At 48.8% G+C, this 16,183-nt stretch carries 12 protein-coding genes; 4 read left to right on the forward strand and 8 right to left on the reverse strand.

Translation table 11 applies throughout. From position 1 onward, the window contains the following. Positions 1-180: 180 nt before the first annotated feature. Positions 181-828 carry a hypothetical protein gene (locus ACM1PF_RS34625; protein WP_416671192.1) on the reverse strand — a complete coding sequence of 216 codons (648 nt, stop codon included), beginning with the start codon at positions 826-828 and terminating at the stop codon, positions 181-183. Here ACM1PF_RS34625 and ACM1PF_RS34630 point away from each other — a divergent pair. Then, on the forward strand, positions 821-1,252 hold the full coding sequence (locus ACM1PF_RS34630; RefSeq protein WP_416671194.1) for a hypothetical protein: 432 nt from the start codon (positions 821-823) through the stop codon (positions 1,250-1,252). The two genes, ACM1PF_RS34625 and ACM1PF_RS34630, sit on opposite strands and share 8 nt — an antisense overlap. Before the next feature lie 310 nt (positions 1,253-1,562). On the opposite strand, the gene ACM1PF_RS34635 is transcribed toward ACM1PF_RS34630, so the two are convergent. Both ACM1PF_RS34635 and ACM1PF_RS34640 read right to left on the reverse strand, forming a co-directional pair. Continuing rightward, on the reverse strand, positions 1,563-2,327 hold the full coding sequence (locus ACM1PF_RS34635; RefSeq protein ID WP_416671197.1) for a foldase protein PrsA: 765 nt from the start codon (positions 2,325-2,327) through the stop codon (positions 1,563-1,565). Positions 2,328-2,527: 200 nt separating this feature from the next. Next, positions 2,528-2,674 (reverse strand): hypothetical protein, encoded by a 147-nt coding sequence (locus tag ACM1PF_RS34640; RefSeq protein WP_416671199.1) that lies wholly within the window; start codon positions 2,672-2,674, stop codon positions 2,528-2,530. 86 nt (positions 2,675-2,760) lie between these two features. Between ACM1PF_RS34640 and ACM1PF_RS34645 the strand changes: the two genes are divergently transcribed. Both ACM1PF_RS34645 and ACM1PF_RS34650 read left to right on the forward strand, forming a co-directional pair. Then, complete coding sequence (locus ACM1PF_RS34645) at positions 2,761-6,447, forward strand: WD40 domain-containing protein (protein WP_416671202.1); 3,687 nt, start codon at positions 2,761-2,763, stop codon at positions 6,445-6,447. 139 nt (positions 6,448-6,586) lie between these two features. After that, a complete protein-coding gene (locus ACM1PF_RS34650; RefSeq protein WP_416671205.1) occupies positions 6,587-10,330 on the forward strand; it encodes a WD40 domain-containing protein in 3,744 nt (1,247 codons plus the stop codon). A gap of 62 nt (positions 10,331-10,392) precedes the next feature. Here ACM1PF_RS34650 and ACM1PF_RS34655 read toward each other — a convergent pair whose 3' ends face one another. From ACM1PF_RS34655 to ACM1PF_RS34665, 3 genes are all read right to left on the reverse strand, one after another. Beyond that, entirely contained in the window at positions 10,393-11,367 is a 975-nt protein-coding gene (locus ACM1PF_RS34655; RefSeq protein ID WP_416671208.1) for an ornithine cyclodeaminase family protein, read from the reverse strand. 11 nt (positions 11,368-11,378) lie between these two features. Further along, complete coding sequence (locus ACM1PF_RS34660; protein WP_416671209.1) at positions 11,379-12,350, reverse strand: threonine/serine dehydratase; 972 nt, start codon at positions 12,348-12,350, stop codon at positions 11,379-11,381. 206 nt (positions 12,351-12,556) lie between these two features. Further along, entirely contained in the window at positions 12,557-12,754 is a 198-nt protein-coding gene (locus ACM1PF_RS34665) for a hypothetical protein (protein ID WP_416671212.1), read from the reverse strand. 14 nt (positions 12,755-12,768) lie between these two features. Here ACM1PF_RS34665 and ACM1PF_RS34670 point away from each other — a divergent pair. Beyond that, a protein-coding gene (locus ACM1PF_RS34670) for an IS630 family transposase (protein WP_416668472.1) occupies positions 12,769-13,907 on the forward strand; the annotation gives its coding sequence in 2 pieces (ribosomal slippage) (positions 12,769-13,204 and positions 13,204-13,907; 1,140 coding nt in all). On the opposite strand, the gene ACM1PF_RS34675 is transcribed toward ACM1PF_RS34670, so the two are convergent. Together ACM1PF_RS34675 and ACM1PF_RS34680 are read right to left on the reverse strand one after the other, a co-directional pair. Beyond that, positions 13,898-14,371: a GNAT family N-acetyltransferase gene (locus ACM1PF_RS34675; RefSeq protein WP_416671215.1), complete on the reverse strand. Its 474-nt coding sequence runs from the start codon at positions 14,369-14,371 to the stop codon at positions 13,898-13,900. The genes ACM1PF_RS34670 and ACM1PF_RS34675 overlap by 10 nt on opposite strands. 278 nt (positions 14,372-14,649) lie before the next feature. Beyond that, positions 14,650-15,948: a calcium-binding protein gene (locus ACM1PF_RS34680; protein WP_416671218.1), complete on the reverse strand. Its 1,299-nt coding sequence runs from the start codon at positions 15,946-15,948 to the stop codon at positions 14,650-14,652. Positions 15,949-16,183: the final 235 nt, after the last annotated feature.

Here is a 16,183-nt window from a genome sequence, read left to right on the forward strand (position 1 = left end):
AAGACAAAATGATTGACAGGTTATTTGATTCACGATCCTTTGTTAGATTTTCAGGAAAGGTGGTAGGGAGAACCGTGCCAACCCTACCAACCTTGTATCGCTTTCAGTCCATCCGGCTTCACCAGCAGGCTTTAGCTATACTTTGGCAAGCCATTTGGAACTGAAATTTATCTTGCCTACTTATGCAGCGGAAGCCGGAGTAGGTTGGCTAGCATCTCTTACGGTTAGCTTATAACTGCTGCCCTGTGAGTGCGAGCCATTGAAGACCTTCACAAAGTAATCTCCAGGTGCCAACGTCTTTTGGAACTCCTTAACATCTGTGCCACTTTGCGTCAGTTCTTTCACCTTTCTGCCCTGAGAATCCATCAATTTCAGGTTCAGGTTTTGGTTCATCTCAGCCAATGAAAAGCTGACATTGGTTTGTTGATCAAGGGAAAAGGCATAGATATCTTTGATATCATCTCTAGCAGTTTCACCTTTCGCCGTAATCGCCTTTGCAGACAGGTTTCCTAAGTTATTATTTGCCCGTGCGTCTGCGATCGTATTATTACTTTCCTGCTCTAAAAAGTATGGATTGGGAGGCTGAGGTGCGCCTGCGGAAGGCTGCCCCACCGAAGGTCTCGGAGGAGTGGGTACGCCTGCAGGCTGGGGAGCATAACTAATAGGGGCAGGTGGTCGAGGAACGCGATGATCGACAATGCTCGGACCGGCTGGAGTTGGGCTAGCAGGACGATGATCGACAACGATCGGACGAGCTGGAGTCGGGTTTTGAATTGTAATCGTTGGAAGTTGAACGGTTACGTTTGGCAGACCTGCGGGTTTGGTCACTGCGCCGATTACGCTATTGATTGCATTACTGGCTGCATTACTGACTGCATTGGCGGCAGTTGCTACGGGGCGAGCCACGGTGTTGACCACTGTATTAGCTGCGTTTACTGCCGTTGACACCGGACGAGTCACCGTGTTTAGAACTGTGTTGGCTGCATTTGTTACTGCTGCCGTGACGGGTCGAGCGACGGTGTTAATCGCAGCATTGGCTACGTTTGCTGCCGTTGACACCGGACGAGCGACTGTGTTTAGAACTGTACCGGCTGCATTATTAACTGCATTTACGGCAGTTGATACGGGTCGTGTTACTGCACTGGCGACAGCCGATCCAACCGCAGCAATACTAGACAGGGTCGGTGGTTTAATTGTCACCTGTACACCTGTTGGGGAAGGATTAGAACTAACAGGTGTTTGCGGTCGGTGATCGACAACGACTGCGGCCGGGGTGCGATCGCGGTCGAGGCAGTCGAGCTTGGCGCACGGCTAGGAAGCACATTGTTTGCGATCTGCGTTGCTGCACCGATCGGATTACTTGTGGTTGTAATCGCTGAAGATACAGCAGTTGCGGTCAAGTTACGATTTTGTTGGGTTGTGTTTGCAGTTGCCAACATTGAGATTAATCTCCTAAGTAATTTGTTGTTTAGATGCCCACTACGAGTTTCATCCTGTTCGTGGTGGGTAGAGCCTATCCTGGGGGTTGTCCACAGCATAGGCATTACCAACCAGAATCACGATCACGAGGCAAGCTGTAATTCAACGTGTCTATCCCGCATCCTTTCAGCCATCCATTCCTCAAAAATTTGAGTTTGCAGTGAAGTTTGAATCGCTTCATCCGCCAGAGAAGCTGGAATAAACTGTTCAACTCGGTACAGAAACCATTGCTGCTCAAACTCTAAGGGACCAACAATGTCACCGGGTTGAGCCACATCGATCATGGCGCGCAGTCCATCCGATAGCTGACCTCGGCTAAGGGCACCCATCATGCCATTGATCAGGCGATCGTCCGATACAGAATACTCTCGCACCAGTTGCTCAAAGCTGGCTCCTTCTTCTGTAATTTGTGTTTTGAGTTCCTCTGCCAACTCCTGGCTATCCACTACTAACTGCGACAGCACGACCTGGTCAAGATAAAGCTTTTGATTGATAAAGGTTTCTTGCAACTTTGGCTCAACAATGGTTGGCACAAACTGTTCTAACCGCAGGCGATGCATAATATCTTGTTTAAGGGCGATTTCAGTTGTGCCTTCTTGGGCTAACCATTGCTGAAAGCACTGATCGTCTACAAGCTGTTTTTGTTGTCGAAACTCTGCAATCATTCGCTCAACTTGTTCTAAGCTAATATGTGCTTCAGGACAGCTTTGTAACGCTTGCTCTAAAATATGCTGGTGCAAAACCGTACTGATAAATGATTCAAGCTGTCCAGAGGTATGAAGATAGCGAAGGATCTGGTCGATCGGAATCGGTTGACTATCAATATAGAGAAATGCTGGAGTGTTCATTGGGTTATCAGGATAAGTGTGCTGAATCGTTTTAAGGTTTTGGATTTGAGCTAGGAAAGTCATCAACTTGATGATGGCTGAAACAACTTTAAGTTAATGTTCCATGCGTTCTCAAATCGTTCCTAAACCGTTCTGAAGTTGTTCCGTCGGTGGTTTGTCTCCCACACTTCTTACGATACAGAAGTCATCCAGAGCTGTCTTTACAGGAAAGTATGGAGTGGAGTATGCAACGCAATATCAGAAAAGTAAGGTGCGATCGGCTTAAAGTATGGAATGGGGTAAAGAGGCACTAATGCTTCAGGAATCCGTCCCTTTGCTGTGTAGTGGTTTAGAGCCTGCCATACCATAGAAAAAGTGTGGGTTTTGCCTGAACCCCAGAAAAATAGGGTATAAATTTCTGAGAAGCATATATATTCCTCTATATTTCAGTCCTATGCACCCTGCCTCAGCGATCGAAATTGAGTTTGATCAAGTAATTCCCATCGTGAACAATATCCTGCAAGGGAAATGCGATCGCCCCCTCAGTGATCTGGAGGTTGAACTATTGAGGGGAGCCTGGGATAATTTGACCTATGATGAAATCGCTGCTCGATCGGGCTATTCGCTGAACTATCTCCAGCGGGATATGGGTCCAAAGTTTTGGAAGCTCCTGGGTCGTAGCGTGGGGCAAAAACTTAGCAAAGCGAACGCCAGAGTTATTTTGACTCAGATTGCACAATCCCAGCTACAACCCCCAGAGCCTCCGCCTCCCCTGCCAGATGCCACCCCTCCAGAGACGCAAGCAAAACTCCTCACAGTTCAGACCGCCCGCCCCGATCCGCCGCCTCTCCCCTCGCCTCCCGCCATTCCCTCCACCTGCGACTGGGGCGAAGCGATCGATACGTCTATCTTTTATGGTCGAGAAACTGAGTTACAGACCTTGCATCAATGGATCATTGATGACCATTGTCGAATGATTGCGGTACTGGGCATAGGAGGTATCGGGAAAAGTTCCCTGGCCGCCAAAATCGCTACCATCCTGCAAGATCAGTTTGAGTTCATCATCTGGCGATCGCTGCGGAACGCCCCACCGTTGGAAACCTTGCTCAGGGAGCTTGTCCCCTTTGTTTCCCGTCAGCAAGATACCCAAGCCCAACCCGATCGACTGCTGCACTGGCTGCGTACCCATCGCTGTCTGGTAATTCTCGATAACCTGGAAACCGTTATGCAGGTTGGCGATCGGGCCGGATACTATCAATCTGATTATGAGAACTATGGCGAATTGCTGCGAATCGTTGGAGAAACCACCCATCAAAGTTGCGTCTTGCTGACTAGCCGCGAAAAGCCATCGGAAATTGCTGTGCTGGAAGGCCCAGATACCTGGGTGCGATCGCTGACCTTAGGCGGTTCTCCAGAAGCCTCGCTGGCTCTAATTGAGTCAAAAGGTTTATCCGGAGAAGCAGCAGAAAAACTACAACTTTGTGAGTCCTATAGTTATAATCCACTCGCTCTGAAGATTGTCGCGTCTTTCATTGACAGTCTGTTTGATGGAGAAATTGCTACATTTCGGCAAGAAAACACCTTGCTGGTCAATGGTCTGCGGCGTTTGCTGGAACAACAGTTTGAGCGATTATCCTACCTGGAACAAACGATCATGTACTGGTTGGCGATCAACCGTGAATGGATCACGATCGCTGAACTGATGGAAGATATAGTTCCAACACCTTCTAGAGTTAACTTGCTAGAGACATTGGAATCACTAACGTGGCGATCGTTGGTGGAAAAGCGAGCGGGTGCATATACTCAGCAACCCGTTGTCATGGAATATATTTTGGAATGCTTGATTGAGCGAATTGCAACCGAGTTAATCACAAACAAGCTTTCCCTGTTTCACCGCTACGCGCTCGTTAAAACATCTGTTCTGGAATATATTCGTGATAGTCAAATTCGCTTAATTTTACAACCGATCGCCAATCGATTGCAGTCTACCTTGCCTGCTCGATCAGCAATAGAACAGCATCTCAGAACAGTCCTACAGCAACTACGGGCTACGACCCATCCAACTTCACGCTACGGTGTGGGCAATTTACTAAACCTGCTGATTCATTACCAAGTTGATTTGGCTGACTATGATCTGTCTCATCAACAGATTTGGCATGCTCAGTTGGAGAAAACGACCCTCCAACGCACCAATTTTTCCTATGCTGAATTGCACCAAACAACCTTTATCCAACCCCTGAGCTATATTCTGGAACTGGCCTTCAGTCCGGATGGTCAATTGCTGAGTACCGTTGATAGTACAGGACACATTTATCTGTGGCGGGTTCAGGATGGGCAACCGATCGTCAATCGTTTGGGACATGCCAGCCGGATTCATTCAGTTTGCTTTAGTCCGGATGGTGCGATCCTTGCTACAGGCAGTGCCGATCGTACCGTTAGACTCTGGGATGTCAAAACAGGCACAATGCTGAAGCAACTTCATGGGCACACAAATGAAGTTCGATCTGTCGCCATTAGCCCCAACGGGCAATTCTTAGCGAGTGCCAGTGCCGACACCACCATTCAAATCTGGGATTTGGCGAGTGGGACATTGCAAAAAACGCTCACTGGGCATGAAGATGAGCTTTGGTCATTAGCATTTAGTCCCAATGGGCAATACCTGGCGAGCAGTGGGGCGAGACCAAACATCCGGATCTGGGATGGGGTAACGGGAACTCTGGTGCGGACGCTGGCAGGAGATGCGCCGATTCATTGGTCGGTGTCCTTTAGTCCCGATGGACAAATCCTGGCGACGGGCAGTAACGATCACATGGTGCGCTTGTGGCAGGTGGCAACGGGGCAGCTTTTACGAACCTTAGACGGCCATACGAGCCATGTCATTACAACTTGCTTTAGTCCGGATAGATTGTACCTGGCAAGTGGTAGCCTGGATTGTTCGATTCGGATCTGGGATGTCCGAACCGGTGCGCTGCTCAAAACGTTTCAGGGACATACCAATGGGATCTGGTCGATCGCTTTTAACCCAGACGGTTCCCTGCTGGCCAGTGGTGGGCAAGATTACTGTGTGAAATTGTGGGATATCAAGCTGGGGCAGACTCGTAAAACGCTGCGAGGTTACAGCAATAGTGTGCGATCGGTTCGTTTCAGTCCAGATGGGCAGACGATCGCAGCGGCTGGGTATGATCCTAAGATCAGAATTTGGGATGTCGCCCTTGAGCAAATCACTCAGTCCTTTTACCCGGAACCAGGCGGAGTCTTTTCAGTGGAATTCAGCCCAGATGATACCCTGTTGGCCAGCGGTGGCTCTGCTAACACCATCAGCCTTTGGAATTTAAAGACTGGGCAACTGTTACGAAGATTAGTGGGACATCAAGGCTGGATTTGGTTATTGTCCTTTAGCCCCGATGGACACTACATTGCCAGCGGTAGCACAGACAGCACCCTGAAATTATGGCAAGTGCAAAATGGTCAACTGGTACACACTCTGGAAGGTCACGATGGGTGGATTTGGTCGCTAGCCTTCAGCCCCGATGGCACACTATTAGCCAGTGGTGGATTGGATAGCACGATCCGGATCTGGGAGGTGAAGACGGGAGAACCGATCGCCGTTTATCGCGGGCATGAGGGTTGGGTAACGACCCTATCCTTTGTGAAAAATAGCTGCATCCTGGCCAGTGGGGGCAGTGATGGGTTGATTAAACTTTGGGATCTGCAAACTCCTGCATCGCCCACCTTGCAATCCTCCTGGCAGGCGCATCAAAGTACGGTGTGGTCGCTGGCTAGCTTTTCAGATCAAAAACGGATCGTCAGCGGCAGCGCGGACGGAACCATCAAACTTTGGGCAATCGAAACCCAAACCTTACAAATGACATTGGCAGAACATACCAATGAAGTATGGACAATTGCTCTCAGTTCAGACGAGACCTGCCTAGTCAGCGGTAGTGTTGATGAACAGGTGAAATTATGGGATATCGAAACAGGAAAGTGTTTGAAAACCTTAACAGGCGATCGTCCTTACGAAGGGATGAATATTACAGGCGTAACGGGCATTACTGATGCGCAAAAAGTGACGCTCAAGGCTTTGGGCGCGATCATTCAAGATTCAGAGGATTTAAGCCTTGTTAATGTTGGTTTGCCTTAGCCGCTCCAGCATCTGTTTTTTCACTTTTCTACTCTATATGGTTGAGCCGCCCTTGCTTGAGAAAAGTGTGGAATTCGGCTGAAAGACGATGAAATGGGTTATATATTTCTGATAAACACGTAGCGCTTCCTGGTTCCCTATGCACCCTGCCTCAGCGATCGAAATTGAATTTGATCAAGTGATTCCGATTGTGAACAATATCCTGCAAACGGAATGCGATCGCCCCCTCAGTGATCTGGAGGTGGAACTATTGAGGGGAGCCTGGGAGAACCTGACCTACGATGAAATTGCTGCTCGATCGGGCTATTCGCTGAACTATCTCCAGCGGGACATGGGGCCAAAGTTCTGGAAGCTTTTAAGTAGCAGTTTGAAGCGCAAGATTAACAAAACCAATGCCAGAGCTATCCTGACCCAGTTGGTTCAATTCCAGCTTCAGTCCCAGCCTTCCCAATCCCAACCTAAATCCTTAGAGCCACTCCCCCTTGCGGCTTCAGCCACTGCTCCACCCCAGCAATCAGCGGCTGCGATTCTCACCGCCCACTCTCCCCTGCTCGCGCCTCCGCCTCCCCCTCCCTGCCCTAACCCCTCTACCCTCGACTGGGGTGAAGCGATCGATGCATCTATCTTCTACGGTCGAGAAACGGAACTGAACACCCTCAAGCAGTGGATGATCGATGATCGCTGTCGCATGGTTGCCTTACTGGGGATGGGGGGCATTGGTAAAAGTTCCCTGGCGGCTAAAATTGCCACCATGCTGCAAGATCAGTTTGAGTTCATCATCTGGCGATCGCTCCGCAATGCACCTCCCCTGGAAACCTTACTCAGTGATCTGGTTCCGTTTGTCTCGCGGCAGCAGGACACTCAAACTAAACCCGATCGACTGCTGCACTGGCTGCGTACCCACCGCTGTCTGGTGATTCTCGATAACCTGGAAACGATTATGCAGGCAGGCGATCGGGCAGGGTACTACCAGCCTGACTATGAGAACTATGGTGAATTGCTACGAGTGCTGGGAGAGTCTGCCCATCAAAGTTGTGTACTGTTGACCAGTCGTGAAAAACCTGCGGAAGTAGCCTTTATGGAGGAAACCGATGGCTGGGTGCGATCTGAAACGCTCAGTGGTTCCCTGGAGGCGGCCCTGGCCATCCTGAACGTCAAACAGTTAGTTGGAAGCGATCAAGAGAAACGACAGCTCTGTGAATTTTATGGTTGCAGTCCCCTCGCCTTAAAAGTAGTTGCCTCCTCCATTCACAGTTTATTCGATGGCAGTATTTCTGAATTTTTGCAGGAAGAAACCCTGATTTTCAATGGTATTCGTCGCCTGTTAGAGCAGCAGTTTGAGCGATTGTCCCATTTAGAAAAGAGCATTATGTACTGGCTGGCGATTAACCGTGAATGGGTATCGTTCGCTGAATTATACCAGGATATTACTCCGGCTGTGTCTCGATCGAGTTTGTTAGAAGCTTTAGAATCTCTAACCTGGCGTAGCTTGATTGAAAAACAATCAGGGCAGTACACGCAGCAACCTGCGGTCATGGAATATGTGACTGAACAACTGGTGCATCAAGTCGTGATTGAGCTAGTGGCTCAAAAACTGGCTTTGTTCGATCGGTACGCGCTGATCAAAACTACCGTCAGTGCCTATGTTCGAGCGGCCCAATTCCGGCTAATTCTACAGAAAATTGGCGATCGATTACGATTTGCCTTTGCCAGCCCTGAAGCCCTCCAACAGCATATCCAAGTTTTACTGCAACAGCTTCGTGCCAATTCCGATATTGCTTCTAACTATAGTGGCGGTAATTTATTGAACCTGTGCATTTACTTAAACCTGGATATCACGGATTACGACTTCTCTGAACTCACGATTCGCCATGCCTATTTGCAAAATACATCGCTGCATCGGGTTAACTTTGCCGAGGCTGAATTTGATCAACCCGCTTTTACCCAGACCTTCAGCAGTGTTTTAGCGGTAGCCTTCAGTCCTGATGGAACACTGTTAGCCACGTCTGATACGAATACAGAAGTGCGGCTCTGGCGATTGTCTGATATGCAGTTACTACATCAATTGCAGGGGCATGGAGATTGGGTTCGTGCCCTGGACTTTGCTCCCACCGGACGTTACCTGGCCAGCGGCAGTGATGAGTCCAGTATTCGGATCTGGGATGTCCAGACGGGGGATTGCCTGCAAGTTTTAACCGAACATAGTGGCCATGTTTGCGCCCTGGACTTTAGCCCCGATGGCCAGACCTTGGTCAGCAGCAGTGATGATGGCACCTTGAAAGTATGGCAGGTTACAAGCGGAAAATGCTTACAAACCCTAGCGGGTCACAGCCAGCGCATCTGGTCTGTGGCGTTTCATCCCGACGGAACCCATCTGGTCAGCGGCAGCCAGGATCAGACTGTGAAACTTTGGGATTTAACAACTCAGCAATGCATCAATACCCTGCACGGTCACACCGGATGGATTACTGCCGTTGCTTTTAGTCCAGAGGGCCGTTATGTAGCCAGCGGCAGCCATGACACGACGGTAAAACTCTGGGATGCTGTCACCGGAGATTGCCTGACTACGCTGTATGGGCATCAAAATTGGGTCTGGTCTGTAGCTTTTAGTCCTGAAGGGACTTTGCTCGCCAGTGCAGGGGAAGATCAAACGGTGCGGTTGTGGAATATCAAAACAGGACGGTGCCTCAAAATTTTGGAGGGACATACCCATCGCATCTGGTCGGTGGCTTTTAGTCCGGTGAAACCCATGCTAGCCAGTGGCAGTGATGATCAGACGGTGCGGCTATGGGAAATTGGGATGCTTCAGAATTTTGGTTCACCCAGAGAGTCTGGAGCAGAATTGTTAGCCCTTTCTGGACACTGTACTAAAGTGCTGCAAGGACACACTCACCAGATCTGGTCGATCGCCTTTAGCCCTGATGGTAGAACGATCGCCGGAAGTGGGGATGAACAGGTGATTCGATTATGGCAGGTGGATACGGGCAGATGCTACAACATATTGACAGGACATACGCATCGAGTTAGCTCTGTCGCCTTTAGTTCCGACGGTTGCACGATCGCCAGTGGTGGAGAAGATCAAATGGTTTGCCTATGGAATGCGGGCACGGGGCAATTGCTACGGAAATTGCGGGGGCATTCAAACCAGGTTTGGTGCGTTGTATTTAATCCGGTAGCTCCGATATTGGCCAGCTCCAGTGAAGATCAGACCATCAAACTATGGGATGTGAAAACGGGAAAATGTTTGAAAACGCTGTATGGGCATCATGACTGGATCTGGTTCCTTGCTTTTAGTCCCAATGGTCAAATTCTGGCTAGCAGTAGCTATGATCAAACAGTTAAGCTCTGGGATGTGCAGACCGGGGAATGTTTGAAAACGCTGGAAGGTCATTCCGGTTCAGTCATGTGTGTTGTGTTCAGCCCCGATGGACGATTTCTTGCCAGTTGTAGTTGCTACGATCAGGAAATTCGACTGTGGGAGGTTGCTACAGGACAGTGTTTGCAGGTGATACGGGCATCCGCTCCCATGTCTCTGGTACTTCTGCCCAATGCATCGTCTCAAACTGGACTAAGTTTGGTGAGTGGCAGTGGTCAATTGGAAACTGGCATTCAGTTCTGGGATTTGGATGATGGCGAATGCTACAAAACCTTGCAAGGACACGATCGCTGGATTATGGAAATTCAACTGAGTCCCAGTGGCGAAGTTTTGGCCAGTGGCAGCGGCGATGAAACGATTCGATTATGGGATGTGAAATCAGGGCAGTGCTTACGCATTCTCAGACCCAATCGTCCCTATGAAGGCATAAATATCACTGGAGTCAGGGGATTAACGCAGGCACAAAAAGAAGCCCTGAAGGACTTAGGCGCGATCGAGCAGGCATGAACCATTCACACACCGTTTACAACTACGGTATAACGTGTGTATCTTCGTAACATAGTTGATTGTTATTGGTACATATTGGACGCTGCCATCTTTTTTCTGCAAGCTGCCTCATATAAGACCTTTGCAATTTGAATATCTTGGATCGCAACACCTGTTAAATCTGCTACTGTAATTTGCTCATCCAATGTTCGCCCCGGTGCTTTGCCTGAAATGACATCCCCTAATTCTGTGAGCGATTCTGGCATAATGAGTTTCTGTGCGATCGCATGGGCGATGTCTCCCCGTTCCATACATTGCGAAACGCTGTCTGCAACCACACAATCAGCTTTTGCAAAAATTATTGAATCTAATTCTTGTTTGTGCGGTGTATCGGCTCCAACCGCAGTGATGTGAGTACCAGGCTGAACGTAGTCGGCGTAAACTAGAGGCGTTGTAGAGGGCGTTGTTGTCACAATCAGATTGCACGTTGATGTTAGCTCTTGAATCGTTTGGGCAACAGCAATATTAAACTTTCCCGTGATCGTTTGTTGAAACTGCTTTGCCTTGTCAAGATTCCGTCCCCAGACGATCGCTTCACGACAATCAATTACTTTAGCCAGATATTGCAGTTGTAATCTGGCTTGAATTCCTGTTCCAACAATGCCAATCCGATGGATATGTTTAGGAGCCAGATATTTCGCTGCGATCGCCCCTGCTACGGCAGTGCGTACATCCGTTAGATATCCTTCATCAAGCAGGGTTGCCAGTGGTGTTCCAGTCTTCTGATCAAAAAGAAGCATGAGACCATTGCTAGAGGGTAAATTTAGGGTTGGATTCTCATAAAACCCTGATGCAATTTTGATGACATAGTAGCGATCGTTTAGCAAGTATCCGTACTTGATATGTACATCCCCAGGAGGGTTTTGAAAGAGCAGTTCTCCGACGGGAGGGATAACAGCTTTGCCCGCAGAGTAACTGACAAAACCTGCTTCTATTGCAGAGAACAAATCTACTGAGGATAGTAATTCTTGAATTTGAGCGAGTTCAATGATTTTCACAGTAGTCCCTCCTATAAAACTTGCTTCAACGCTTCCAGGCTGATGTTGGCTCCACAGACCACAATCACCACCGTTTTGCCCTGTAGCTGTTCCTTCTGCTGTAGGAAAGCCGCGATCGCCACTCCGGCTGCCCCTTCCACCAGCAAATGATGGGTTTCGATCATCAATCGTATGGCGGACTGAATCTCAGCTTCTGTCACCAGCACAAAGTCATCTACCAGCGTGCGACAAAGATCAAAGGTGATGGCTTCGGGTTCAACTCCTCCGGCTGTCCCGTCTGATAGGGTTGGCAATGATTCCATCGTGAGAATTTGACCTGCTTTGATTGACTCAGCCATCACTGGAGAATTGACCGGAGAGCAGCCAATAATCTCAATGTCCGTGAAGATCGGCTTGAGATATCCCGCCACGCCACTGATTAACCCGCCACCCCCAACCGAGGCAAATACGGTGTCAATTTGGTCTAGCTGTTGTGCCATCTCGACCGCGATCGTCCCTTGCCCTGCAATCACTTTAGGGTCGTTGTAGGGGGAGATGTAGACGAGTCCATGTTCATTGGCATACTTCCGGGCATAGGCTTCTGTCACACCGCAATCTGTGCCATAAAACTGTATCTCTGCGCCCCATTGTTGAATCAGGTTGACTTTGGCGGAAGATGCATTTTCAGGGACAAAAATGATTCCAGGTATATCCAGCGTCTTCAACCCAAAGGCAACTGCTGCACCATGATTGCCAGAGGAAGCTGCGATCACTCCCTGTTCCTGCTGTTCCGCTGTCAGAGAGAGGAGTTTGTTCATTGCTCCGCGAACTTTGAAGGAACCTGTATGTTGCAGGTTTTCTAATTTTAGAAATACACGACAATGACCCAGTTGGCTCAACAATGGTGAATAATCCAGGGGTGTTTCTCGGATGTAAGGGCGAATTTGCTGTTCTGCCTGTAATACCTCAGTGCGAATATTTAACCCAATTAAAGGTGAGATCATGTCAGTTACTCCTGATTTGACATCAATGTGAATCTGATGTATCAATTCTCTTGTGTATCTTGTTTGATCGCTACCCGCAATCATTTTCCCTTGCTGATAGCGCTAGTAGACCTCGGCAGCAATACGCCCACCTTTCGTAGTGCAGGCTTCCAGCCTGCGCGGGCAAGATGCCCGCTCTACGGTTGCTCAATTCACGCTCGCTTCTACTAGTGATGAGATAAGCGAGCCATGATTTGGATGTCGGCATACTGCCCAGCACGAAAGGCATAGTGTTGCATCACCCCTTCGGTAACGAAGCCAAACTTGGTATACAGGGCGATCGCCGCTTCGTTATCGGCATAGACTAGTAGATTGTCAGCCTTGATTTGAAGGGTAAATGGATTGATAATTTGAGCTATCTCCAATCAGTCAAACCATTATGGCGCGAAAAAAATACATCGTTTCTCTAACTGCTGAAGAACGAAAAGAGTTGGAGCAACTCACTACAACTGGCAAAGTTGCTGCTTACAAAATGAACCATGCACGGATTTTGCTCAAAGCCGACACCAACCAAGAAGATGGAGGATGGACGGATCAAGCAATTAGCCAAGCACTCGACATCAGTGTAGCGACGATTGAACGGGTGCGGCAACGCTTTGTTGAAACAGGTCTAGAGAGTGCCTTGAGTCGGCAAGTGCAGCAACAACGCAAACCGCGCCGCCTCGATGGATCCCAAGAAGCACATCTGATTGCGATGACCTGTAGTGAGCCTCCCGAAGGACAAGCCCGTTGGAGTCTGCGCTTGTTAGCTGAGCGAATGGTGGAATTAGAGGTGGTCGAAAGCATCTGCCATGAAACCGTTCGACAAACGCTGAAAAAAACGACCTCAAGCCCTGGTTGAAAGAATGCTGGGTGATTCCTCCCGAGTCCAATGCGACGTTTGTCTACTACATGGAAGATATCTTAAGTGTCTACACCCGCTCTTACGACTCACGCTATCCCGTAGTTTGTTTTGACGAAACCAGCAAACAGTTAGTCAAGGAAACCCAAGTCCCTTTACCGATTGAACCGGGTCAACCGCCGCGCTATGACTACGAGTATGAACGAAACGGGGTCAACAATCTGTTCATGTTCGTTGAGCCCTTAGCGGGTTGGAGACATGTCCAAGTCACAGACCGGCGCACCAAGCACGATTATGCCCAGCAAATGAAATACTTGGTCGACGAGCGTTATCCGGATGCGGAGTGGGTCACGGTTGTCCAAGACCAACTCAACACTCATGACCCTTCGGCATTGTATGCCACCTTTGAACCCCAAGAAGCCAAGCGGATCCTCGATAAGTTGGAATTTCATTACACCCCGGTTCACGGCAGTTGGCTCAATATGGCTGAAACTGAACTCAGTGTTTTAGCCCGCCAATGTCTAGATCGCCGCATTCCAGATCAACCGTCATTGCAACAAGAAACACTAGCGTGGGAGCAGCGCAGGAATGCTCAACTGCGAACCATCGATTGGCAATTTACCACGGAAGATGCACGGGTTAAACTCAAACGACTTTACCCTTCATTTCAACCTTGACAGACCACTAGTAACTCCAACCGATGAACATTTAGCCACTGCTCTGTCAAATCGATCGCTGCTTTGACTAGTGCGGAACCAATGCCTTTACCCTGATGATTTGCATGGACAACAACCGGACTAATGCGAGCCACATGATGCACACGAGGATGCGGATTAACAGAAAATCCCAACATTCCCACAATGTTCTGGTCGCTGGTTGCCACCAGGGTGTACTGTCCTTCTGCTGGCTGGATAAAGCGTTGATCGATCTGGGCTACCGTTGCATAGGGCAACTCACTTGTCCAGTAGACTGTTTTGGAATGGGTTAATAGTTCATGCAGATAATGAATATCATCGGGTTCTACATAGCGGATGGCGATCGGTGTTTCTTTGGGTGCAGTAACAGTATCGTAAGACGGTACGTGATGGATTGCAGAAGATGAGATTACTTGCTGTGAATTGGGTTTAGCATGCGTGATCATTACGGCTCCTATATTTGTGATGAGAAAACAAAATTAATCGATCGCAAATAGATAATTCATGTTCAAAAAGCGGGTAATCGATCCCCCTAAATCCCCCTTAAAAAAGGGGACTTTGAACGGCTCGGCTCCCTCCTTTTTAAGGAGGGTTGGGGAGGAGCAAAGGGGTTTTGAACACACTTTAGGGAGGATCGAAACATGGTTTACGATCGACTGAAAATAGATTGATCTCTTGGGAACGATCGCCCCGTTGATTGGAACGATCGCCCCCATTGGTTGAATTAACCAGGAACGAACTGGAAATCCGTTGAGAGACTCACGTTAGTTGTGTCTTGCACCACTCCAACGAGCGCGTTTGTGGGCTTGTAATAAATTCCTACGTCAGAAATTCCCACAGGCCCGACCATCTCCACTAGGGCTAACCGATAGTCGCTCGCTTGTCCTTGCAGGGAAATCTTATCGCCTTCGGAACGTTTGAAATCCCTGATGGTCGCAAAATGATTATCTCGGTAGAAGTCTTTAAGGTAGAAGATATCCGCTCCTGCCCCACCTTCCATGATGTCGAAGCCGCCACCAACACCAATGATGTGGTCATCGCCGCCGCCGCCGCGCATCTGGTCGTTGCCAGCCCCTCCAAGTAGGGTGTCGTTGAATCCGTTACCAACCAGAACATCACGACCACCTCCTCCATCTAAGTAGCTTGCCCTGCTTGGATTTGCCACGATCAAGTTACCGAAACCGTTGCCTACGGCTCCCTTCGCTAAACCCATTAACTCAACTCTTTCAATATGTTCCAGGTTGCTGGGCATGTTATAGACCTCATCTGTAGGTAGCCCAGATACAAGCTCAAAAATCAGTTTGTCGCTCCCTTCATTGGCTTTTTCAACAATGGTTGGGCCGTTGTTGCTGTAAACGTAGTACGTATCATCGCCGATTCCGCCATACAGCTTATCGCCTGCGCCACCGTGTAGGGAGTCACTTCCACTGTCACCGTAAAGGCTAGACCCCGTTCCGCCTGTGATGCCACGAATCGTACCCAACAACACGTCGTCATTATCTCCGCCATAGACGTTATTTTTTCCGCCTGTATGTGCGTAGATTGTATCGTTCCCACCTAAACCGTAGAGGTCATTATCCCATTGGTTGCCCTTGATTGTGTTGCTAAGGTTATTCCCAATACCGACGCGACCTACCCCTTTCACGGCATCGTCCATCAGTTCCATCCTTTCAACAAAAGCAGGTAGAACATATCTTTGAGCGTGAGAGAAAACTGTATCGTTTCCTTCTCCATCTCGTTCGGTGATTCGATCGCGCTCATTGTCTACGAAATAGCTATCATCACCGCGTCCCCCGACCATGAGATCTTCACCTGTACCGCCATCCATGCGATCATTACCGTCTAGACCGACCAAGGTATCATTACCAATTCCTCCAGTCAGCGTATCGCTTTTGGCTCCACCTGTCAGGCTGTCGTTGCCTTCCCTTCCGTCAATTTCCCAGCTTTCCCACCAGAGTCCCCATCCAGATTTGGTTGCGGTAATGGTATCGTTGCCGGTGGTTCCGGTTCTTCTTTCAGTCATTGAAGTTTCTCCTTATGAGTTGTTGAGTTCGTATAAAGCGCATTCAGATAAGTGACCACATCCATTTGTTTGGTGCAGTCTTTTTTGAGAGATGAACTTGTCCTTTTACAGTTCTCGCCTCTATTCCAATAGCAGATTAGAGTTGCACACTACTCAGGATTTCGGACAAAACAGCATATAATGCAGAGTCAGGCAGATACCTGAGGATGGAAGATGCTTTTCTGTCCTGCGTGGT

It is taken from the genome of Egbenema bharatensis FJBBOT/2019 (assembly GCF_048077055.1).
GTDB classification, from domain to species: domain Bacteria; phylum Cyanobacteriota; class Cyanobacteriia; order Elainellales; family Elainellaceae; genus Egbenema; species Egbenema bharatensis.